This window comes from Mycobacterium sp. 1465703.0 (genome assembly GCF_001672975.1).
Taxonomy (GTDB): Bacteria; Actinomycetota; Actinomycetes; order Mycobacteriales; family Mycobacteriaceae; genus Mycobacterium.
In genome coordinates this window covers 1-21,154 of record NZ_LZKU01000068.1, presented here as the reverse complement: position 1 = coordinate 21,154, position 21,154 = coordinate 1, and the positions used below count along the sequence as shown (strand labels likewise).

Below are 21,154 nucleotides of genomic sequence, written 5' to 3'. Positions count from 1 at the left end.
GTTTGGCGGCGGTACAGTCGGCGCATGCAGATCCGCCCGTATATCGGCGCCGACAAACCTGCTGTCATCCTGTACCCGTCTGGAACGGTCGTCACCTTCGACGACCTCGAAGCCCGTGCCAATCGACTGGCGCACCGGTTCCGGCAGGCGGGGCTGCGTGAGGGCGACACCGTCGCAATCCTGATGGAGAACAACGAGCACATCCACGCGGTGATGTGGGCGGCTCGTCGCAGCGGTCTGTACTACGTGCCGATCAACACCCACCTGACTGCGGCAGAAGCGGCCTACATCATCGACAACAGCAGCGCCAAGGCCATCATCGGCTCGGCGGCGCTGCGCGACACCCTGGCCGGTTTGGCTGAGCATTTGCCGGGCGGACTACCGGAGCTGTTGCTGATCGCGGACGGCGACTTGGCGGGCTGGGAGCGTTACCCCGAATGCGTTGCGGATCAACCCGATACCCCGATCGACGATGAAATCGAGGGTGACCTGCTGCAGTACTCGTCGGGCACCACCGGCCGGCCCAAGGGCATCAAGCGGGAATTGCCGCACGTCCCACCGGCTGAGGCGCCCGGCATGATGTCGGCGCTGGTCGGTTTCTGGATGACGCCCGATTCGGTTTACCTCAGCCCGGCGCCGCTGTACCACACGGCGCCGTCGGTGTGGTCGATGAGCGCGCAGGCCGGTGGCATCACCACCGTCGTCATGGAGAAGTTCGACGCCGAAGGTTGTTTGGATGTCATCCAGCGCCACCGGGTCACCCACGGCCAGTTTGTGCCGGCGATGTTCACCCGCATGCTGAAACTGCCTGAGCAGGTGCGTCATTCGTATGACTTGTCCAGCCTGCAGCGGGCGATGCACGCGGCGGCCCCGTGCCCGGTGGAGATCAAAAAGCAGATGATCGACTGGTGGGGACCCATCATCGACGAGTACTACGCGTCCTCGGAAGCACACGGGTCAACGCTGATCACCGCCGAAGATTGGCTGGCGCATCCCGGTTCGGTCGGCAAGCCGATGGGCGGGGCCGTGCACATTCTCGATGAGCACGGCAACGAGTTGCCCCCAGGACAGGCCGGCGAAATCTACTTCGAGGGCGGTTATTCGTTCGAATACCTCAACGACCCAACGAAAACCGCGTCTTCCCGCGACAAGCACGGCTGGGCCACCGTCGGTGACATCGGCTACCTCGACGATGAGGGTTACCTGTATCTGACCGACCGTCGTCACCACATGATCATCTCCGGCGGGGTGAACATCTATCCGCAGGAAGCCGAGAACCTTCTGGTCACCCACCCCAAGGTGCTGGACGCGGCGGTGTTCGGGGTGCCCGACGACGAGATGGGCCAGCGCGTCGTGGCCGCCGTGCAGACCGTCGACGCGGCCGATGCCACCGACGCATTCGCCGACGAGCTGACGGCGTGGCTGCGAGATCGCTTGGCGCACTACAAATGCCCGCGATCGATCGCATTCGAAGCACAGCTGCCGCGTACCGACACCGGCAAGCTCTACAAGAATGGGCTGATCGAGAAGTACTCGGTGTGACCGATGCTCCGGGTGGTCGACCTGTCGAGCGCGCCGCAGGACGGCCCGGCGTCGCCACCGGGTGTGACCGTCGGCGTCGGCTCGGCCGCCGACATCGCCCGTGCCGGATCCTGGCTCGACGCAGCAACTTTCACCCTTACCGAGGATGCCTGCGCTGACCGCCGGGTGGTGACGGTCGAGTCGGTGTCGGCAAACCTTGACGAGTTGACCGCACGCTGCCAGCGGTGGACGCACGCCAGCGAGATCTGTGACGACGTGTTGCGTGCGGTGGATCCCTTCGGCCCGACGCTGTCCGGTGTGGTGACCGAGTCGCTGGCGTACTCGACCCTGCAGGCCGGCCCGGAGTTCGCCGAGTGGTTACGCGAGCGCGGCCCGGTCCGGATGCCCGAAATCGCCGACCCGGTGCGGGCGTACCGCGACGGTGACACGCTGCGGATCGCGTTCAACCGGCCGCAGCGGCATAACGCGTTCTCCACCGACGCGCGCGCGGCGCTGCTCGAGGCGCTGGCCGTCGCGCAACTGGACACCTCGGTCACCGGCATTGTGTTGAGCGGCAACGGCCCATCGTTTTGCAGCGGCGGGGACCTGGCCGAATTCGGCACTTTCGCCGACCCGGCGAGTGCGCACCTGGCCCGTACCCGTTACAGTCCCGCCCTGGCCCTCGACGCGCTGACGGCCCGGTTGGGCCGGGCATGCCGAGCCGAGGTGCACGGCCGGGTGCTGGGCAGCGGACTGGAGATGGCGGCGTTCTGCGGTTGGGTCACCGCCTGTGACGATCCGGTGTTCGGGCTGCCCGAATTGGCCTTGGGACTGATTCCCGGCGCCGGTGGCACCGTCAGCATCACGCGCCGGATAGGCCGTTGGCGCACAGCCTATCTGGTGTTGTCAGGCCACACCGTTCACACCGATACCGCGTTGGCCTGGGGGTTGGTGGACGAAAGGTCGGCTCAGAAGCCCGGATAGGTTGTGGTGGTCGTGGACGGGATGGACGACACGATCGCCGCGAAGATCGCGAACCACAACACGACGCCGATCACCGCGGCGACGGCACCCACCACCGCGCCGATGATGGCCCACTTCTTGGCGCTGTTGGAGGCCTCGTAAGCCTCGGCGTAGCGTCCCTGAGCCCACAGCCCGGAGACCTTGTTGGAGTGGACTATCGACACGATCCCGAACGGCAAGCAGCACAGCACCGTGCACAGGATCGCCCAGACCAGATAGTTTTCGGGTTCCTGCCATCCCGCTTGGGACGCCTGCCATCCCGCTGGTACCGGTTGGCCCTGCCACCCGGGGGGCTGCTGGGCCTGCCACCCCGGCGGATGCTGGCCGTGCCAGCCCGCGGGTTGCTGGCCCTGCCATTCTGGTTGCTGGCCTTCCCATTCCGGTTGCTGACCCGGCCATTCTGGCGAACCTCCGGGCGGCACGGGAGGATTGCTCATGGCGGCTGCCTTTCGCTTGGTTGCCTCGGCGGCGAACTGCTTTACTTCCAAGCCGATTTGCTGGCCGAAGAAGTCAGGTAAATATACTCCCACTTCGCCGCCTGGACGTGCGATTGCTGAGCCGGTTCAGATCCCGCCTCGCGTCACCAGTTGCCGGGCAATCACATTGCGTTGGATCTCATTGGTGCCCTCACCGACGATCATCAGCGGCGCGTCCCGGAAGTAGCGTTCGACATCGTATTCGGTGGAATAGCCGTAGCCGCCGTGGATTCGCACCGCGTTCAGGGCGATCTCCATCGCGACTTCGGAGGCGAACAGTTTGGCCATCCCGGCTTCCATGTCGCAGCGTTCGCCGCTGTCGTATCGCTCGGCGGCGTACCGGGTGAGCTGGCGGGCCGCGGTGAGTTTAGTCGCCATGTCGGCCAGATAGTTACCGATCGACTGATGCTGCCAGATCGGCTGGCCGAAGCTCTCTCGCTGCTGGGCGTAGGCCAGCGCATCGTCGAGTGCGGCGGTGGCAACACCGAGCGCTCGCGCGGCCACCTGGATGCGCCCCGTCTCGAGGCCCTTCATCATCTGTGAAAAGCCCTCGCCCGCAACGTCACCCAGTATCGCCGACCGAGGCACCCGGAAGTTGTCGAAGGATAATTCGCAGGACTCCACGCCCTTATAACCCAACTTCGGCAGATCCCGCGAGACCGTCAGACCTGGCCCGTGCTCGACGAGGACGATCGAGATGCCCTTGTGGCGCGGCTTGGCGTCCGGGTCGGTTTTGCACAGCAGGGCGATCAGCCCCGAACGGCGGGCGTTGCTGATCCAGGTCTTGGATCCGTTGATCACCAGGCCGTCCGGCGTGTCGGCAGCGGGCACCGCGGTGGTCGTCATGTTCTGCAGATCGGAGCCGCCGCCGGGCTCGGTCAGCGCCATGGTGGCACGCACCTCGCCGCTGGCCATCCGCGGCAGGTACGTCCGCTTCTGGTCTCCGGTGCCGAACAGCGTCAGCAGCTTGGCGACCACGGTGTGCCCGCCCATCGCGCCGGCCAGGCTCATCCAGCCGCGCGCCAGTTCCTCAGTGACCCGCACGTAGCACGGCATGGACACCGGCGACCCGCCGTATTCCTCCGGGACCGCCAGACCGTAGATACCGATCCGCTTCATCTGCTCGATCCACGCCTCGGGGTAGGTGTTGGCGTGCTCGGCCTCGCGAACGCTCGGTTTGACGTCGCGGTCGATGAATGCGCGCACCGTGGCGACCAGCATCTCTTCTTCGTCATTCACTCTTGCTCACCCTTTAGCTTTGATGGTGGCGCCCGGCTCGGCCGCGCTCGCGATCGCCACGACGTTGGTGGTGACGACCCGCTTCACCCGGCTTCGCCGCGCTCGCGATCGCCACGAAGTTGGTGGTGACGACCCGCTTCGCCGCGCTCGCGATCGCCACGAAGTTGACCCTCGATTCAACAGCCTGCCAGCATGGGGCGTTGTGACTGATGACGGGTATGCGGGGGTTCGCGAGGGCGGACCGTACTTCGACGACCTCGCGGTGGGCCAGGTGTTCGACTGGGCGCCGTCGATGACGCTGTCGTCCGGGTTGGCGGGCGCTCACCAGGCGATCGTGGGCGACCGGCTCCGTCTGGCGCTGGATGCCGGTCTATGTGGGGCGGTGACGGGCCTGCCCGCGCCGCTCGCCCATCCGAGCCTGGTATGCGATGTGGCAATCGGGCAATCGACGCTGGTGACCCAGCGGGTCAAAGCCAACCTGTTTTATCGCGGCCTGGTGTTTCACCGATTCCCGGTCATCGGCGATTCCCTTTACACTCGCACCGAAGTGGTTGGGCTGCGGGCGAATTCGCCCAAGCCAGGCCGGGCTCCGACGGGCCTGGCGGCATTGCGGATGATCACCATCGACCAGGCCGACCAGTTGGTGCTCGACTTCTACCGGTGCGGGATGTTGCCCGCCAGCCCGGATTTCACGCCCGGGGACGCTCCACACGACGATCTGTCCGCCATCGGCGCCGACGTGCCCGGCCCGGCTCACGATCCGTGCGCGCAATGGAAAGGTGAGGTATTCCGGGACAAGGTGCCCGGCCCGCATTTCGATCGCGGCGTGGCGGGTTCGGTGTTGCACAGCACCGCCGACGTGGTCAGCAGCGCTCCCGAACTCGCCCGGCTGACCCTGAACATCGCTGCCACACATCATGATTCACGGGTAGGCGGGCGCCGGCTGGTGTACGGCGGGCACACCATCGGGCTGGCCTTCGCGCAGGCGAGCAGGCTGCTGCCCAATTTGGTGACGGTGCTGGACTGGCAGTCCTGCGATCACAGCGGCCCGGTGCACGAGGGCGACACGCTGTACAGCGAACTGCACATCGAGTCGGCCGAGCCCACCGAGCACGGGGGTGTGCTGGGGCTTCGGTCGCTGGTGTACGCGGCCAGCGACGCCGCGAGCGAGCCGGACCGTCCGGTGCTGGACTGGCGGTTTCACGCGCTGCAGTTCTGAGCCGGGTTTGCCGGCCGCAACGTCGCTTCGCGCCACGCGCACAATGGGAGCGTGAGTTCGGCGTTGTCCCAGCAGGTCAAAGAGTGGGGGAGTAGCGGGCTGGCCTACCTGACCGGGCTGCCCGACGGGCCCGCCGACTTCTCCCGCGCCAACGTGCTGGCCCGCGCGCAGCAGGTGGGCGCTGCCGTCGCCGGTCGACTGGGTATCGACGTCGATGCGGTGAGCCTGCTGGCCGGGCGGGCCGCGTTGCTGGGGCTGACCCGCCAGGGGCGGGTGTCACCCGGCGGCGGCACTCATCTGTTGGCCGCCGCCGACGGCTTCTGCGCGCTCACCCTCTCGCGTGCCGACGACCTCGACGCCATTCCGGCGCTACTGCACGTCGACGCCGTCGCGGCCGACCCCTGGCCGGTGCTACACCGCTGGGCGGCAACACGTCAGGTGTCGGAGATCATCGAACGGGCCGGACTGCTCGATATTCCGGTGGCGGGTATGGGCGAGGCCACCGCGGAGCCGCCGCGGACGCGTCATCTCGGGTCGCCGGCGGCGCCGCGTTCGCCGCGCGGTCTACTGGTGGCCGATCTGTCCTCGATGTGGGCGGGTCCGCTGTGCGGGCAGTTGCTGGCACGCGCCGGGGCGACCGTCGTCAAGGTGGAAAGCCCGCGCCGCCCGGACGGCACCCGGGCCGGGAACCCGTCGTTCTTCGACTGGATCAACAGCGAAAAGCTCTGCCATACACTCGATTTCGATAGCCAAGCCGATGAACTGCGTGAACTGCTGGCGGTCAGCGACATCGTCATCGAAGGGTCGCGCCCGGCGGCACTGGCCCGCCGGGGGCTCGGGCCGGAGGACATCCCACCGCGCGCGGGCCGAATCTGGTTGCAAATCACCGGGTCTGACGGCCGCAGACCGGGATTCGGGGATGACACCGCGGTGGCCGGTAGTCTGGTCGGCAGCAGCGTCGACGGACCGGTGTTCTGCGGTGACGCCATCGCCGATCCGCTGACCGGGCTGGAAGCGACCCTAGCGGTGGCCGAATCCCTGAGCCGCGGCGGCGGCGAGTTGATCCGGATATCCATGGCCGCGGTCGCCGCGACCTACGCGGCGCTACCGGTCGAAACGTCGGAATCGCCGGCGCCGGTGTCGGCGCCGCAGCCGCCGCCGGCATCGCCTCCGGCGTCCGCGCTGGGCGCCGACAACGATGCGGTGCGTCACCTGGTCGACCAAAGGCGGTGTCCGGCATGCTGATTCAGCGGGCGACGTTGCTGGACGGTACCACCGCAGATATCCGGGTGGGTGCGCTGATCGAGGAAATGGCCCCACCGGGCCAGGGCCTGGTGGCCAGACCGGGGGAGGGCGTGCTGTACGCGGGCGGCGGAACCGTGTTGCCCGGATTGCACGACCACCACGTGCACCTGCGCTCGGCGGCCTCGGCGCTGGATTCGTTTCTCGTCGGGCCGCCCGGCGTCAGCACCGAAGGGCAGCTCACCCAGTTGTTGGCGAACGCCACTCCGGGGCCCGACGGCTGGATTCGCGCTGTGGGCTATCACGATTCGGTTGCGGGCGAACTCGATCGGGGCGCCCTTGACGCCATCGTCCCCCACATTCCGGTGCGCATCCAGCACCGCAGCGGAGCGCTGTGGATCCTCAATTCCGAGGCGCTGGGTCGAGTCGGCCTGACCGAACATCCTGACGGGCGACTGCGCAGCGCCGATGGCGGGTGGTCGCTGGCGCTGCAGCGGCGCGAAACCGACCTGGCCGAACTGAGCCGCCGGATCACCGCGACCGGGATCACCGGTGTCACCGACGCCACCCCCGATCTCGGTGCCGACGACATGGAGTCGCTGACGGCAGCACAGCGGAGCGGCGAGTTCCGGCCACGCTTGAGTTTCCTGTCACCGGGCAAAAAAATCCTGCACGACGATCGCCTGGATCTTGATGCGCTCACCGAATGGGTTGCCCGCCAACACGACAGCGGGCAACCGGTGGCCGTGCACTGCGTGACCGCGGCCCAGCTGGTGGTGACCATCGCCGCCCTGCGCGCGGCCGGCGGCCATCCCCAAGACCGCATCGAACACGCCGCTGTGGTGCCCGACGACACCCTGGCCGACCTCGCCGAGCTGGGGGTCACGGTGGTGACGCAGCCCAACTTCGTCGCCGAGCGCGGCGACCAGTACCTCGCCGAGGTCCCCGCCGCCGAACACGATGAGCTTTGGCGGGTCGCGTCGCTGCGCTACGCGCGGGTGCCGGTCGCGCTGTCCACCGACATGCCGTTCGGCCACGGCGATCCTTGGACGGCAATGCGTGCCGCGGTACACCGGACCACCCCCCAGGGCGCGGTCCTGGGTCCGGACGAATGTGTCACGGCGCGAGCGGCTTTGGCGATGTTTCTGGGCCGGGCGGATCAGCCGGGCAGATTGCGCACCGTGGAAATCGGGCAGCCGGGAGACTTGTGTGTGCTGAACGAGCCGCCGGCGACGGCGCTTGCCACCCTGGACGCCGGCTTGGTGGCGGCCACCGTCATCGGCGGTGAGCTGGTGTACTTCGCGATGTGAGTGGTGTCATGCGGCCGGGGTGAGCGCGGCGCGCAAGCTGTCGCACTGGCTGTCGAAAAAGCGCCGCGACACTTGAGCTTTCGGCAACACCAGGTCGAAGCCGTGGAAGGCGCCCGGGATGGTTTGGACCTGGCACGGCACCCCGGCGGCCTGCAGGCGCTCGGCGTAGGCCAGGTCTTCGTCGTGGAACAGGTCATGCGTGCCCACGCCGATCCAGGCCGGCGGCAGTCCGCTCAGGTCGTCGCGGCGCCCGGGCACAGCGACCTGAGGATCCGCGTCGCCCAGGTATGCCGTCCAGCCGAACCTGTTGCTGCGGTTGTCCCATAGCCGGTAGTGCGGCCTGGGCGCGGTGGCCGAACTGCGGTCGTCGAGCATGGGATAGGTCAGCAATTGGAATGCCGGGCTCAGCTCGGCGCGGTCGCGGGCCAGCAGCGCCAGGGCCGCTGCGAGGCCGCCGCCGGCACTGGCTCCGCCGATGGCGATGCGGTACCGGTCCACCGACGGCAGCCCGGCCAGCCAGGTCAACACCGAATAGCAGTCTTCCAGTGGCGCGGGGTAGGGATGTTCGGGCGCCAGGCGGTACTCCACCGATGCGACGGTGATGCCCAGCCGCCTGCTGAATCCGCGGCACAGCCGGTCGTCCTGCTGGGCGGTGCCGATCACGTATCCGCCGCCGTGGATCCATAGCAGCGCGGGCGTTGTTTCTGCCGAGCCGGTGGGCTGGAACAGCCGAACCCCGGCGCCCGAATCGAGCGTGATCGCCTCGACGCCGGCGACGGGCTTGCTGAGGCGCTCACGCCAGGCCACCCCCGTCCGTATCAGCGCCAAGGTCCGGGGGACGACGAGCCGGCGGGGCGCGATGCGGGCAAATCGCTGCAGCTCAGGATGAACTTCATTGTTCGTCACCGGTTCAGCATCACCGACGCGGAAAACCGCGGGACGACCCAGTGTTGGTGGATGGGGGCCCGAGAGGACGTGGCGGGCGAAAAGCCATGCCGGTAAGAGCATTCAGGGCGCATCGGCTCTTCGCCGGTGCCAGCGGTAACTCCGGGTATCGCCGTTGAATGAACCAGCCCGGCGGCTGAAACGTAGCCGCAGACAAGTCCGGGGAACGACAACTGGATTAGCCGAGCCGCGATCGGGGTATCGGTGCACATGCTGGCGCACGTGCCTGCCGTCAGCTTGTTGGGGTTTGCCGGTACGTCGTCACCCGTCCCACCCAGGGACACACGTCGGCGCGCCGCCCGATCGGCCGGGACGCGAGGGACGTGAAATGCTTGGGCAACTCTACGATCGGGCGCTCGGCGGCGAGCGATGTTGGATCCGTCATGACGACGGCGAACTGCGGCCGCTGCCAGCTCACCGCTGGTTGGGAGTGCGATGTCCCGACGACATCAGTCCCGGTGATGGATCTGGTGACGCCTTCGACAAAGTCTTCGACGAAGCCGTCACGCAGATGTGCGCCGGGCCGACGATCGAATTGGGATGCGGGCCAGGCCGGTTGGTGGCCAGGCTGATTCAGCGGGGTATCCCCGCACTCGGCATCGACCGGTCCGCGACCGCGATCCAGCTGGCGGGACGCGGCGGTGCGCCGGCCTTGCTAGGCGACGTGTTCGAGCCGTTGCCGGGCACGGGTCTGTGGCAGACCGTTTTGTTGGTGGACGGCAACGTCGGCCTTGGTGGGGACCCGCTGCGAATTCTCGGGCGCGCCTTCGAGTTGCTGGCCCTCGGCGGCCGTTGTGTCGTCGAATTCGATGCTGAGGCGATCGGTATCTGTTCACGGTGGGTCCGTCTGGAGGCGGCGGGCGAGGTCGGGCCCTGGTTTCGCTGGGCCTCGGTCGGAGTGGACAGCGCTGCCGCGCTGGCCGCACAGGTGGGCCTGACGCTGACCGGCGTCCACCTGGTCGGCGGCCGGGTGATCGCTGACTTGGTGGCCGGGTAAGCGTGTCGCTCACAGCAAAATTCAGCGCGCACAGCGAACCGTCAAATACCGGTCAAACAGCGCGGGTAGCGCGGTCGGCGAGTGGGTCGGGCAAACCGATTTCACCAGGCTTGCCGGTTCTGCCAAAAGGTCGGTTTGCGAAAGGCCGAGAGGGGTACAGTCCCATCCATGGCGGCGAATGGTCCGGGCCTGACACATTGCGCGAAATGGTTGCTGCGGGCCCGTCCCGGTGACTATGCGCTGGCATTGAGCGCCGTCGGAGCTTCGCTGCCGGTGGTTGGGAAGCACCTCGAGCCGCTGGGCGGGTTGACCGCCATGGGTGTGTGGGGGGCACGGCATGCCCCCGAGGCGATATCCGCGGCCACCAAGGACTGGTTCACACCGGGCATCAACGACGTTCGGCGCCGGGACCGGGAGAGCACGCAGCAGGTGTCCCTCGCCGCGTTGCGCGGCGTTGTGTCGGCCGCCGATCTCGAAGCGGATTGGCCGGTCGCCGTAAAGACGCCGCCCATCTGGGACAGCCTGCGGCAGCGCCGCTACCTCCACCGCCGCGCCGTGCACTACGGCGATGACCCCGCACAGGTGCTCGACGTCTGGCGCCGCAAAGACCTCCCCGCACAACCCGCGCCGGTGCTGATCTTCCTACCCGGCGGCGCCTGGGTGCACGGCAAGTGCATGGGCCAGGGATCGGCACTCATGTCACGGCTCGCCGAGCAGGGGTGGGTGTGCCTGGCGGTCAACTACCGGGTCTCCCCGCACCACCGCTGGCCCCGCCACATCGTCGACGTCAAAACCGCCATCGCATGGGCGCGTGCCAATGTCGACAAGTTCGGCGGTGACCGCAATTTCGTTGCGATAGCGGGTTGTTCGGCCGGCGGCCATCTGTGCGCGCTGGCCGGGCTGACGCCCGACGACCCGCAGTTCCAGTCGAAGCTGCCCGAGGGGGCGGACACCTCGGTGGACGCCGTCGTCGGGATCTACGGCCGCTACGACTGGCAGGACCGCTCGACCCCGGAGCGCGAGCGATTCGTCGAATTCCTGGAGCGAGTGGTGGTGAAGAGGTCGATCGCCCGGCGTCCCGAAATTTTCCGCGATGCCTCTCCCATTGCCCGGGTGCACCGCAACGCGCCGCCATTCCTGGTAATCCACGGCAGCAAAGACACCGTCATCCCGGTGGAGCAGGCGCGCAGCTTTGTCGAGCGGTTGCGGGCGGTGTCGCATTCGATGGTCGGCTACCTGGAACTGCCCGGCGCCGGCCACGGGTATGACCTCATCGACGGCGAGCGTGCCGGCGCCGCAGCGCACGTCTCTTCGCTGTTCCTGAACCAGGTTTACCGCGCCAAGACACGTGTCGGAGCAAAAGAGGTTATCTGAACCGCCAACGCTGAGTATGGTCCCTTTATGGGTAAGGGGCAGGGGTGAAAAGGCTTAGCGGGTGGGACTCGGTACTGCTGTACAGCGAAGCGCCGAACGTGCACATGCACACCATCAAAGCCGCCGTCATCGAACTGGATGCCGATCGGCGTTCGCTGACCGTCGACGCGTTCCGCGAAGTCATCGCCGGGCGGCTGAATAAGCTCGATCCGTTCTGCTATCAGCTCGTCGAGGTCCCGTTCAACTTGCACCACCCGATGTGGCGGGAGAACTGCGACGTCGACCTCAGCTACCACATTCGTCCATGGCGGTTACCGCCGCCGGGCGGCCGCCGCGAACTCGACGAGGCCATCGGTCAAATGGCCAGCACGCCACTCGATCGCAGCCGCCCGCTGTGGGAGATGTACTTCGTGGAAGGCTTGGCCAACAACAGGATTGCGGTCGTCGGCAAGATTCACCACGCACTGGCCGACGGGGTCGCCTCGGCGAATCTGTTGGCTCGGGGCATGGACTTGCAGCCGGGTCCGGAAGGCAAACCGTACGTCTGCGATCCGGCTCCCACCACGCGGCAGCTCATGACGTCGGCGCTCGCCGATCACGTGCGCCATGTCGGGCGGCTGCCGCACACCATCCGCTACACCGCGCAGGGGTTGGGCCGGGTGCGCCGCAGCTCGCGCAAATTCTCGCCGGAACTGACGCGGCCCTTCGAACCGCCGCCGACTTTCATGAACCACAAGATCACCCCGGAACGGCGGTTCGCCACCGCCACTCTGGCGCTGGCCGACGTCAAGGAGACCGGCAAGCGGCTTGGCGCGACGATCAACGACATGGTGCTGGCCATGGCGACCGGGGCGCTGCGCACCCTGCTGTTGCGGTACGACGGCAAGGCCGAACCCCTGCTGGCCTCGGTACCGATGAGCTTCGACTTCTCCCCCGAGCGGATCTCCGGCAATCGCTTCACCGGCGTGCTGGTGGGCCTGCCGACCGATTCCGACGATCCGCTGGAGCGGGTGCGGTGCACCCACGAGAACGCTATGGCCGCCAAGGAAAGCAACCAGCTGATGGGACCGGAGCTGGTCAGCCGCTGGGCGGCCTACATGCCGCCCGGTCCTACCCAGGCCTTCTTCCGGTGGGCGTCCGGCCGCGACGGGCACAACAAGCTGCTCAACCTGAACATCTCGAATGTTCCCGGGCCGCGGGAACGCGGCCGGGTGGGCGGGGCGCTGGTCACCGAGATTTATTCGGTGGGCCCGTTGACCGCCGGCAGTGGCCTCAACATCACCGTGTGGAGTTATGTCGACCAGCTCAACATCTCGGTGCTCTCCGACGGGTCCACCCTCAAGGACCCGCACGAGGTGACCGACGCCATGACCAACGACTTCATCGAAATACGCAGGGCTGCAGGGCTTTCCACCGAGCTGACGGTCATCGAGACCGCGATGGCGCCGGCGTGACCGGTGTGGATCCCTCGTTGATCACCAGCGGCGGTAAGCCGAATCTCGGGGGACGCTAACGCCGTTTCCGCCGACGGTTACCATCGGTCCGTCAGCAGCCGCCGATACGCCTGGGAAATGAAGAGGGAGCACCGTGAGCGAAGAGGCCAACGAGCCCGAAGTTCTGGTCGAGCAACGGGATCGGATCCTGATCATCACGATCAACCGGCCCAAGGCCAAGAACGCAGTCAACTCCGCAGTGGCGAACGGCCTGGCCGAAGCCGTTGACCGGCTCGACGGCGATACCGGCCTTTCCGTGGGCATCCTGACCGGCGCCGGAGGGTCGTTCTGCGCGGGCATGGACCTGAAGGCCTTTGCGCGGGGTGAACTGCCCATCGTCGAGGGCCGCGGCATGGGATTCACCGAGCGTCCCCCGGACAAGCCGCTGATCGCGGCGGTCGAGGGCTACGCGCTGGCCGGCGGGACCGAACTGGCCCTGGCCACCGACCTGATCGTGGCTTCGAAGGACTCGGCGTTCGGCATTCCGGAAGTCAAGCGGGGTCTGGTCGCCGGCGGCGGCGGCCTGCTGCGGTTACCGCAACGCATCCCGTCCGCAATCGCGATGGAACTCGCACTCACCGGTGAAAACCTGACCGCCGAGCGCGCGCACGCGCTGGGGATGGTCAACGTGCTGGCCGACCCCGGTGGCGCGCTGGACGCCGCCATCGCGCTGGCCGAGAAGATCGCGGCCAATGGGCCGCTGGCAGTGGCGGCCACCAAGCGGATCATCGTCGAGTCGCGCGGCTGGAGCCCCGAGACCATGTTCGCCGAGCAGAACAAGCTGCTGGCTCCGGTGTTTTCCTCCAACGACGCCAAGGAAGGCGCCATCGCCTTCGCGGAAAAGCGCCCGCCCAAGTGGACGGGCACCTGATACTCGGCTAGCCACGAGGCGGCACGCTCCGTCGATGCGCCGGGCTGACGGTGCTGGGCTGGGAGATAGTTGCGTGATCTAAACTACAGTCGGGCATGACACTTTTGGTCAGCTTTGTAACGCGTTGAGACCGGAGAAAGATCGAGGATGAGCATTTCGCTGCTGCTCGAGATGGCCGCGTCGGGCGACGCCGAGCGCACCGCGGTGGTGTCCGGCGACTTGCGGCTGACGACGCAACAGCTCAGCGATCTCGCCGACGGCGGCGCCGGGGTGATCGCCGCGTCGAATGCCAAACACGTCGCGTATGTGGGTACCGGCGGGGCGATGCTGCCGGTGCTGATCTTCGCCGCAGCGCGGGCCGGGATGGCCTTCACACCGATCAACTACCGGCTCTCCGCAGAGGGCATCCAGGCCCTGATCGAGAGGCTGCCCGAGCCGTTGGTGATCGTTGACAGCCGCTACCGCGACGCGATCGGGGACGTGTCCGACCGCGTGATGGTGTCCGACGACTTCCTGGAGGCCGCGCGCACCGCCGAGCCGGCCACTGATGGTCTCGCGTTTCCCGACCCGGACTCCGTCGCGATCGTGCTGTTCACCTCGGGCACCACCTCGCAGCCCAAGGCCGTCGAACTGTCGCACAACAACCTGACCAGTTACGTCACCGGCACAGTGGAATTCGGATCGGCCGCCGACACCGACGCCGCCCTGATCTGCGTGCCGCCGTATCACATCGCCGGGGTCAGCGCCGCGCTGTCGAATCTGTATGCCGGGCGCAAGATGGTGTACCTGCCGAATTTCGATGCGCAGGAATGGGTTCGGCTGATCAACGCCGAGAACGTGACCACCGCGACGGTGGTGCCTACCATGCTGGACCGCATCGTCACCGTGCTGGAGAACGGCGACGGGGCGGCCATCGAGCTGCCCTCGCTGCGCAACCTGGCCTACGGCGGGTCGAAGGTCGGCTTGCCGCTGGTCCGCCGGGCACTCGAGTTGCTGCCCAACGTGGGTTTCGTCAACGCCTACGGTCTGACCGAAACCAGCTCGACGATCGCGGTGCTGACGCCCGACGACCATCGCGCGGCGCAGACCGCGGAGGGGCCCGATAAGGGCAGCTGGGCGCGGCGGCTGGGCTCGGTCGGCAAGGCGGTGGCGGGCATCGAGCTGCAGATCCGCGACGAGGCCGGCAACGTGCTGCCGCCGGGCCAAACCGGCGAGCTGTTCGTGCGCGGCGAGCAGGTGTCCGGCCGCTATACCGGCATCGGCTCGATACTCGACGAAAACGGCTGGTTTCCCACCAAGGACATCGCCATGCTCGACGACGAGGGCTACCTGTTCATCGGCGGGCGCAGCGACGACACCATCATCCGCGGCGGCGAGAACATCGCACCCGCCGAACTGGAAGAAGTCTTGGTGGAGCACCCGCACGTGCGCGACGTAGCCGTGGTCGGTGTCGAGGATCCGCAGTGGGGCCAGGCGATCGTTGCGGTGGTCGTGCCGGCGGCGGGGGTGGACCCCGACCCCGAAGAACTGCGCGAATTCGTCCGCAAAAGCTTGCGCGGATCACGTACTCCCGACGAGGTAGTGTTTCGCGACGAGCTGCCCACCACCGCCACCGGCAAGGTGTTGCGGCGGGAGATCATCCAGACCCTCACCGGATTGCGCGCCGCACCGGCTCAGCAGTAAGCGATCAAGGACGGAAATCAATGATCAAGAACGGAACTCGTCTCGCCAGCCAGGTATGTGACACCCAGGTGATCGTCGTCAGAAGTGCCGACAGCCTCGATGACTTGCGCTGTGGCGGTGTGCCGATGGTGCCGGTCGGGGCCGACCGGTCCGGCGAACTGGACCCGGCGTTTGCCGACGGCACGGTGATGGGGAAGCGCTACGTCGACGAGACCGGCGCCGAGGTGCTGGTGACCAAGCCGGGCGCTGGGAGCTTGAGCATCGGGCAGGCCGCCCTGAGCCTCAAAGAGGTCAAGCCGCTACCCGCCAGCGACTGAGCGGATTACCGGGAGCTGCCCTGGTTGCCCGGAATCTTGTTCCGGGCGACGAATTCCTTTGCCTTGATCAGGAATTCAAGTTGCTCACCGACCTGGTGTAGCGGGGCCACGCTGCGGGTCGACCGGGAGAGCAGGACGCCACCCTCCAGCGCGGCAATCGACGTCACGGCCAGTGACGCGGCGTCGGCGTCGTCGAAGCCGTCGTTGACGAACGCGCGGGTGAGCGCGGTGCACCAGCGACCCAGGATGGCGCCGGCCTCGGCGGAGAGCTTGGGCCCGTCGTCGTCCGAACAGCCGATCGCCGCCGCCACCACCGGGCAGCCGGCGCTGAAGCCGCCCTCGGTGAGCAGCCGCTCCCAGAACTCGACGAACTCCTGCAACAGCACCCGGGCGCCTCGCCCGGCGGCGTCGTCGATCATGGCGGTAATGGAGTCACCGGAGTAGCGCAGTGCTTCGGTCAGAATCTGGTTGCGGCCGTCGGGAAAGTGGTAGTAAACCGAACCCCGCGGGGCGCCGCTGCGGGCCAGCACCGCGTCGATCGTGACGCCTGCCGCTCCGCGCTCGCGCATTACCTCAGCGGCGCTGGCGAGCATTTTCGTTCGGGTACCCCCGCGTTTCGCCGGCGCTTGCTCTGGCGCGGCCTCACCGATAGTCGGCACTGACGTACCTTAAGCGATCCGCGTCATGCAGCGTGCGAGTGCCGCAACGCCGGCCAGTGCATGTGGCGTGGGCTGAAGCGAAATGTGCGGTGCCGCAAGTCCGGCATCTCGCGGGTGAATTGGTAGCCGGCGACGTTGAGCTCAATGATCCACATGGTGTTCTCCCGGCCTGTGTGCGGCCCATGATTATGCTATGGACCATATAAGACATCCGTAAATTAAGCAATTTCTCAGCCAAAGTGTGACGCACGCCGCATGAAGCGGCGCGGAACGCTCGCGTGAGCCGCATATGCGGCAGTCGGTCAGCCCGGAAATTATGCCTTATTGCATAGCCGCTAGAACTGGGCGTTTACCGGCCGACGCGCCCCCGGCCGCCAAAAGCCGAACGTGCACTCACGGCGAGAAACCGCAGGTCTCGCCACGAGTGCACGTTCGGACGTGCAGAGTCTCAGCTCTCGACGGTGTAGCCCATCGGCATCAGCACGCTCTTCTGCTGCGTGAAGTGCTCGACGCCCTCCGGCCCGTTCTCCCGGCCGATGCCGGAGTTCTTGTAGCCGCCGAACGGGCAGCACGGGTCGAAGGCGTACCAGTTGATGGCGTAGGTGCCGGTGCGGATCTTCTCCGAGATCTCGATGCCCTTGGGGATGTCGGTGGTCCACACGCTGCCGGCCAGGCCGTAGGCCGAGTCGTTGGCGATCTTGATCGCGTCCTCTTCGGTGTCGAACGGGATGATGGACAGCACCGGCCCGAAGATCTCCTCCTGGGCGATCGTCATCTTGTTGTCGACGTCGGCGAACACCGTGGGCTGCACGAAGAAGCCGTTGTCCAGGCCCTCGGGACGGCCACCGCCGCACACCAGCCGGGCGCCCTCTTCGATGCCCTTGGCGATGTAGCCCTCGACCCGGGCGCGCTGCTTCTCCGAGATCAGCGAGCCGATCTGGGCGGCCGGGTCCGACGGCGGTCCGACCGGCAGTGCCTGCACGAATTGGCTTACCGCGTCCACGATTTCGTCGTAGCGCGATCGGGGCGCCAGGATGCGGGTCTGGCCCACGCAGGCCTGCCCGGTGTTCATGATCCCGGAGAACACCAGCATCGGGATGGCCGAGGCCAGGTCGACGTCCTCGAGCACGATGGCCGCCGACTTACCGCCAAGCTCCAGCGTGCACGGCTTGAGCATTTCGGCCGCGCGACGGCCGATCTCCTTGCCGACGCCCGAGCTGCCGGTGAAGGTGAACAGGTCGACGTCGGGGTTGGAGGTCAGCGCCTGGCCGGTCTCGACACCGCCGGGCACCACCGACAGCACTCCCTCGGGCAGGCCGGCCTCGGCGAAGATCTCCGCCAAAGCGTTTGTGGTCAAAGGTGTTTCGGCGGCCGGCTTGAGCACCACGGTGCAGCCGGCCAGCAGCGCCGGGCCGAGCTTGTTGACGGCCAGGAACAGCGGCACGTTCCAGGCGACGATCGCGCCGACCACGCCGATCGGCTCGCGGTGCACGATGGTCTGGCCGTAGGAGCCGTTGCGGATCTCGCGCCACTTGACCTGGTCGACGGCCGGGCCGGCGAAGAAGTTCATCGCGCCCATCGAGCCCATCCAGTGCATCGTCTCGATGGTGGTCGGCGGCTGTCCGGTCTCCCCGGCCAGCAGCGCGCTCAGCAGTTCCTTGCGCTCTTCCATCAGCTTGACCGCGTTGGCGATGACGGCCGCGCGCTCTTTTGGCGGCGTCGCCGGCCAGGGGCCGTTGTCGAAAGCGGCGCGCGCCGCGGCGACCGCGGCGTCAACGTCTGCCGCTGCCGCCAGCGGTGTCTTGCCGAAGTATTCGCCGGTGGCCGGACAGCGCACCTCGATCACCTCAGAGGTCGACGGCTCGGTCCACTTGCCGCCGATGAAAAGCTTGTCGTATTCAGTCTTGATGTCGCCCATGCGCGCCACCCTACCCAAGCCGACCTGAAACGAGAACACGTTTCACTATTGGGGTTGCAGGACCAGCACCAGATTGCTCACGAAGAACTCGCGGAGCAGCGGCGCGGAGGTCAGCCACCACGCCCATCGTGGGTGGTAGCGGGGAAATGCGGCCAGAGCGGCGCCGGTGCTGGCCGCCCAGGTCAGGCCGTCGGCAACGGACACCTCAAACAACGACGACCCGTAGTTGTTTTTGGCCGGATGGCCGTGTTTGCGGGTGTAGCGGGCGGCGGCCCGGGCACCGCCCAGGTAGTGGGTCAGGCCCATTTCGTGGCCGCCGAAGGGTCCCAGCCACACGGTGTAGGACAGCACGGCCAGCCCCCCGGGCTTGGTCACCCGCAGCATCTCCGCGCCGAGTTGCCAGGGCCGCGGCACGTGCTCGGCGACGTTGGAGGACAAGCAGATGTCTACGGCGTCGTCGGCGAAGGGCAGCGCCATCCCCGAGGCGCGGACGAAGGTCCCCGTCTCCGGGGCAGCGGTGGGCCCGGCCGCATGCATCTCGCCGGGGTCGGGCTCGACCCCGATATAGCGGACACCGACATCGGCGAAGGCCGTCGCGAAGTAGCCCGGGCCGCCGCCGACGTCCAGGAGCGTGCGGCCGGCCGGGGATTCGCCGTGGGTGGCCCGCCACAGATCGCTCACCATTGCCGCGGTATCGCCGGCCAGGGCGCTGTAAAACCGTGCCGGATCCGACTGCTCGTAGCGAAACTCCGACAGCAGCCGCACCGAGCGGGCCAGCGTTGCCCGGCGGGCGAAGATGTCGGTGGCGGCCACCGGCCACACCCTACGGATGCGCGGCGTCCTCCGGTGCACATCACCGCCGGTTAGGCTGGCGACCGATGTCTGCTTTGCGCTCCGTCCTGCTGCTGTGCTGGCGTGATACCGGGCACCCGCAGGGCGGCGGCAGCGAAGCCTATCTGCAGCGCATCGGCGCGCAGCTGGCCGCGGCGGGAATCGGCGTCACACTGCGCACCGCCCGCTATCCGGGTGCGCCGCGCCGCGAGGTCGTCGACGGCGTGCGGATCAACCGTGCCGGCGGCCGCTATTCGGTGTACGTGTGGGCGTTGCTGGCGATGGCTTCGGCCCGGCTCGGGCTGGGACCGCTGCGCAAAGTGCGGCCGGACGTGGTGGTCGACACCCAGAACGGGCTGCCCTTTCTGGCCCGGCTGATCTACGGCCGCCGGGTGGTGGTGCTGGTGCATCACTGTCATCGCGAACAGTGGCCGGTGGCCGGGCCGGTGCTCGGCCGGCTCGGCTGGTTCGTCGAGTCGGTCCTGTCACCGCGGGTGAACCGGGACAATCAGTACGTGACGGTGTCGCTGCCGTCCGCGCGCGACCTGGTCACGCTGGGCGTCAACGGTGCCCAGATCGCGGTGGTCCGCAACGGGCTCGACGAGGCGCCGCCGCAGTCGTTGTCGGGCCCGCGGTCGGCGACGCCGCGAGTGGTCGTGCTGTCGCGGCTGGTGCCGCACAAGCAGATCGAGGACGCGTTGGAAGCGGTCGCGCGGCTGCTGCCCCGGATCCCGGGTCTGCACCTGGACATCGTCGGCGACGGCTGGTGGCGCGAGCGGCTGGTCGAGCAGGTGCAGCGGCTCGGCATCAGTTCGGCGGTGACGTTCCACGGTCACGTCGACGACGTCACCAAACACCATGTCCTGCAAGGGGCTTGGGTGCACGTGCTGCCCTCGCGCAAGGAGGGCTGGGGCTTGGCCGTGGTCGAGGCGGCGCAGCACAAGGTGCCGACCATCGGTTACCGATCCTCGGGTGGACTGTCGGACTCGATCGTCGACGAGGTGACCGGGATTCTGGTGGACAGCCACACCGAGCTGGTGGATCGGCTCGAAGAATTGCTCGCCGATCCGGTGCTGCGCGATCAACTCGGCGCCAAGGCGCACACCCGCAGCGGTGAATTCTCCTGGACGCAAAGTGCCGACGCGATGCGTGGCGTGCTGGAAGCTGTGCAAGCCGGCCGCACGGTCAACGGCCTAGTCGACAAGCGAGGCTGAGCGGGCGCGGCGCCGCCACGCGCCGACTACCGCGCCGGCGCCACCGCCGATCAGCATGGCCAGCCACACCAGGTGGGCGATCAGCGTCGCCGTCCGGCGCTCGGCGGCCACCCCGGCGCTCTGCCCGCCGATGCGGTACAGCGCAATCTCGTCGTCTCGATAGACCGGGGTCAGCGCGCCCAGGGTGCGCGCGGCCGCCCCCAGGTCGCCGGGGGTGTCGGATTCGACCACCAGCCAGCCCACCCCGGCCGCGGCCAGCGCCGCGGGGTCGGGTCCCGACAGCAGCAGGTGCTGCACGGCTCGGGCGTGCGCGCCTTCTCCGGCGATGGTGGTCCCGGAGATCACCAAGTCGCCGGTGGTCAGCACATCGGCACGCACCCAGCGGGGCAGCGGGTCCAACACCGGCGCCACACCCGACCAGGAGAACAACCGCATGGTCCCGGCGGGCAGCACCGCGACGGCCGCCGGCCGGGCGTTGATGGCCGCGGCGACGGCGGTCCAGCCGCGCGGATAGTGCACCGGCGACACCCGACCGAACGCGCCCCAGGCCAGGTCGGGCAGCGCCAGCAGCAGCGCCAGGCAACAGACCAGCGCGGTCACCGGCGGCCGCAACCACCGTCTCACCGTCATCACCGCGCCGGCACCGGCCAGGGCGTAGCCGGGCATCGCCAGCGCGACCCACTTCTGCCCGTCGCGCAGCACTCCAAAGCCGGGCACGGTGTCGACGATCGTGCTCAGCAGCGCCACGCCCGGGCCGGTGGCCAGCGCCGCCGGGATCAGCACCGAGACCATGGCCAGCATCAGCAGTGGCACCGCCACCGG

Annotated in this window: 20 protein-coding genes and 1 pseudogene; 12 read left to right on the top strand and 9 right to left on the bottom strand. The window is 67.8% G+C overall.

Annotated features, from left to right (window positions below; genetic code table 11):
* The first annotated feature begins 24 nt into the window (after positions 1-24).
* Both fadD4 and A5625_RS06210 read left to right on the top strand, forming a co-directional pair.
* Positions 25-1,542 carry a fatty-acid--CoA ligase FadD4 gene (gene fadD4, locus A5625_RS06215; RefSeq protein WP_066990268.1) on the top strand — a complete coding sequence of 506 codons (1,518 nt, stop codon included), beginning with the start codon at positions 25-27 and terminating at the stop codon, positions 1,540-1,542.
* Positions 1,543-1,545: 3 nt separating this feature from the next.
* The gene (locus A5625_RS06210) at positions 1,546-2,505 is read left to right on the top strand and encodes an enoyl-CoA hydratase/isomerase family protein (RefSeq protein WP_066990264.1); all 960 of its coding nucleotides are present in this window, start codon (positions 1,546-1,548) and stop codon (positions 2,503-2,505) included.
* Here the strand turns inward: A5625_RS06210 and A5625_RS06205 are convergent.
* The 3 genes from A5625_RS06205 to A5625_RS29990 form a co-directional block, all read right to left on the bottom strand.
* Positions 2,490-2,981 carry a CD225/dispanin family protein gene (locus A5625_RS06205; protein WP_066990293.1) on the bottom strand — a complete coding sequence of 164 codons (492 nt, stop codon included), beginning with the start codon at positions 2,979-2,981 and terminating at the stop codon, positions 2,490-2,492. The two genes, A5625_RS06210 and A5625_RS06205, sit on opposite strands and share 16 nt — an antisense overlap.
* 126 nt (positions 2,982-3,107) lie before the next feature.
* A complete protein-coding gene (locus tag A5625_RS06200) occupies positions 3,108-4,259 on the bottom strand; it encodes an acyl-CoA dehydrogenase family protein (protein WP_066990261.1) in 1,152 nt (383 codons plus the stop codon).
* Positions 4,260-4,272: 13 nt separating this feature from the next.
* The gene (locus A5625_RS29990) at positions 4,273-4,419 is read right to left on the bottom strand and encodes a hypothetical protein (protein ID WP_156747988.1); all 147 of its coding nucleotides are present in this window, start codon (positions 4,417-4,419) and stop codon (positions 4,273-4,275) included.
* Positions 4,420-4,461: 42 nt separating this feature from the next.
* Here A5625_RS29990 and A5625_RS06195 point away from each other — a divergent pair, with 42 nt between their 5' ends.
* Genes A5625_RS06195 through A5625_RS06185 form a run of 3 tightly spaced genes read left to right on the top strand, consistent with a single transcriptional unit; the run spans position 4,462 to position 8,030 of the window.
* On the top strand, positions 4,462-5,478 hold the full coding sequence (locus A5625_RS06195) for a MaoC family dehydratase (protein WP_066990290.1): 1,017 nt from the start codon (positions 4,462-4,464) through the stop codon (positions 5,476-5,478).
* A 51-nt stretch (positions 5,479-5,529) separates the two neighbouring features.
* On the top strand, positions 5,530-6,723 hold the full coding sequence (locus A5625_RS06190; protein ID WP_232003470.1) for a CoA transferase: 1,194 nt from the start codon (positions 5,530-5,532) through the stop codon (positions 6,721-6,723).
* Positions 6,717-8,030: an amidohydrolase family protein gene (locus A5625_RS06185; RefSeq protein WP_066990258.1), complete on the top strand. Its 1,314-nt coding sequence runs from the start codon at positions 6,717-6,719 to the stop codon at positions 8,028-8,030. Before A5625_RS06190 ends, A5625_RS06185 begins: the two co-directional genes overlap by 7 nt.
* 6 nt (positions 8,031-8,036) lie before the next feature.
* On the opposite strand, the gene A5625_RS06180 is transcribed toward A5625_RS06185, so the two are convergent.
* Complete coding sequence (locus A5625_RS06180) at positions 8,037-8,936, bottom strand: alpha/beta hydrolase (protein ID WP_066990255.1); 900 nt, start codon at positions 8,934-8,936, stop codon at positions 8,037-8,039.
* Between the two features lie 367 nt (positions 8,937-9,303).
* Between A5625_RS06180 and A5625_RS06175 the strand changes: the two genes are divergently transcribed.
* From A5625_RS06175 to A5625_RS06150, 6 genes are all read left to right on the top strand, one after another.
* Positions 9,304-9,972 (top strand): SAM-dependent methyltransferase, encoded by a 669-nt coding sequence (locus tag A5625_RS06175; protein ID WP_066990252.1) that lies wholly within the window; start codon positions 9,304-9,306, stop codon positions 9,970-9,972.
* A gap of 168 nt (positions 9,973-10,140) precedes the next feature.
* Positions 10,141-11,346 carry an alpha/beta hydrolase gene (locus A5625_RS06170; RefSeq protein WP_066990249.1) on the top strand — a complete coding sequence of 402 codons (1,206 nt, stop codon included), beginning with the start codon at positions 10,141-10,143 and terminating at the stop codon, positions 11,344-11,346.
* A gap of 44 nt (positions 11,347-11,390) precedes the next feature.
* Positions 11,391-12,800, top strand: a complete 1,410-nt coding sequence (locus A5625_RS06165; RefSeq protein ID WP_066990246.1) for a wax ester/triacylglycerol synthase family O-acyltransferase — start codon at positions 11,391-11,393, stop codon at positions 12,798-12,800.
* A 133-nt stretch (positions 12,801-12,933) separates the two neighbouring features.
* Positions 12,934-13,710 (top strand): crotonase/enoyl-CoA hydratase family protein, encoded by a 777-nt coding sequence (locus A5625_RS06160; RefSeq protein ID WP_066990243.1) that lies wholly within the window; start codon positions 12,934-12,936, stop codon positions 13,708-13,710.
* 147 nt (positions 13,711-13,857) lie between these two features.
* On the top strand, positions 13,858-15,393 hold the full coding sequence (locus tag A5625_RS06155) for a class I adenylate-forming enzyme family protein (protein WP_066990240.1): 1,536 nt from the start codon (positions 13,858-13,860) through the stop codon (positions 15,391-15,393).
* A gap of 20 nt (positions 15,394-15,413) precedes the next feature.
* A complete protein-coding gene (locus A5625_RS06150; RefSeq protein ID WP_066990237.1) occupies positions 15,414-15,710 on the top strand; it encodes a hypothetical protein in 297 nt (98 codons plus the stop codon).
* A 5-nt stretch (positions 15,711-15,715) separates the two neighbouring features.
* Here the strand turns inward: A5625_RS06150 and A5625_RS06145 are convergent, their stop codons facing one another.
* The 4 genes from A5625_RS06145 to A5625_RS06135 all read right to left on the bottom strand — a co-directional run bounded on the left by A5625_RS06145 (position 15,716) and on the right by A5625_RS06135 (position 19,100).
* Entirely contained in the window at positions 15,716-16,303 is a 588-nt protein-coding gene (locus A5625_RS06145) for a TetR/AcrR family transcriptional regulator (protein WP_066990234.1), read from the bottom strand.
* An 89-nt stretch (positions 16,304-16,392) separates the two neighbouring features.
* On the bottom strand, positions 16,393-16,524 hold the full coding sequence (locus A5625_RS30440) for a hypothetical protein (protein WP_255397922.1): 132 nt from the start codon (positions 16,522-16,524) through the stop codon (positions 16,393-16,395).
* A gap of 293 nt (positions 16,525-16,817) precedes the next feature.
* Positions 16,818-18,287 (bottom strand): aldehyde dehydrogenase, encoded by a 1,470-nt coding sequence (locus tag A5625_RS06140; protein ID WP_066990231.1) that lies wholly within the window; start codon positions 18,285-18,287, stop codon positions 16,818-16,820.
* 45 nt (positions 18,288-18,332) lie between these two features.
* Positions 18,333-19,100 (bottom strand): class I SAM-dependent methyltransferase, encoded by a 768-nt coding sequence (locus A5625_RS06135; protein WP_066990285.1) that lies wholly within the window; start codon positions 19,098-19,100, stop codon positions 18,333-18,335.
* Positions 19,101-19,165: 65 nt separating this feature from the next.
* Here A5625_RS06135 and A5625_RS06130 point away from each other — a divergent pair, with 65 nt between their 5' ends.
* The gene (locus A5625_RS06130) at positions 19,166-20,332 is read left to right on the top strand and encodes a glycosyltransferase family 4 protein (RefSeq protein WP_066990227.1); all 1,167 of its coding nucleotides are present in this window, start codon (positions 19,166-19,168) and stop codon (positions 20,330-20,332) included.
* Here the strand turns inward: A5625_RS06130 and A5625_RS06125 are convergent.
* A pseudogene (locus A5625_RS06125) lies at positions 20,312-21,154 on the bottom strand (hypothetical protein); the annotation flags it as partial. The gene A5625_RS06130 and the pseudogene A5625_RS06125 sit on opposite strands and share 21 nt — an antisense overlap.

Excerpts from the sequence above, each read along its gene's own strand:
- fadD4 (WP_066990268.1), top strand. The coding sequence starts at position 25 with ATGCAGATCCGCCCGTATATCGGCGCCGACAAACCTGCTGTCATCCTG.
- A5625_RS06210 (WP_066990264.1), top strand. The coding sequence starts at position 1,546 with ATGCTCCGGGTGGTCGACCTGTCGAGCGCGCCGCAGGACGGCCCGGCG.
- A5625_RS06205 (WP_066990293.1), bottom strand. The coding sequence starts at position 2,981 with ATGAGCAATCCTCCCGTGCCGCCCGGAGGTTCGCCAGAATGGCCGGGT.
- A5625_RS06185 (WP_066990258.1), top strand. The coding sequence starts at position 6,717 with ATGCTGATTCAGCGGGCGACGTTGCTGGACGGTACCACCGCAGATATC.
- A5625_RS06175 (WP_066990252.1), top strand. The coding sequence starts at position 9,304 with ATGCTTGGGCAACTCTACGATCGGGCGCTCGGCGGCGAGCGATGTTGG.
- A5625_RS06170 (WP_066990249.1), top strand. The coding sequence starts at position 10,141 with ATGGCGGCGAATGGTCCGGGCCTGACACATTGCGCGAAATGGTTGCTG.
- A5625_RS06155 (WP_066990240.1), top strand. The coding sequence starts at position 13,858 with ATGAGCATTTCGCTGCTGCTCGAGATGGCCGCGTCGGGCGACGCCGAG.
- A5625_RS06150 (WP_066990237.1), top strand. The coding sequence starts at position 15,414 with ATGATCAAGAACGGAACTCGTCTCGCCAGCCAGGTATGTGACACCCAG.
- A5625_RS06145 (WP_066990234.1), bottom strand. The coding sequence starts at position 16,303 with ATGCTCGCCAGCGCCGCTGAGGTAATGCGCGAGCGCGGAGCGGCAGGC.
- A5625_RS30440 (WP_255397922.1), bottom strand. The coding sequence starts at position 16,524 with ATGTGGATCATTGAGCTCAACGTCGCCGGCTACCAATTCACCCGCGAG.
- A5625_RS06140 (WP_066990231.1), bottom strand. The coding sequence starts at position 18,287 with ATGGGCGACATCAAGACTGAATACGACAAGCTTTTCATCGGCGGCAAG.
- A5625_RS06130 (WP_066990227.1), top strand. The coding sequence starts at position 19,166 with ATGTCTGCTTTGCGCTCCGTCCTGCTGCTGTGCTGGCGTGATACCGGG.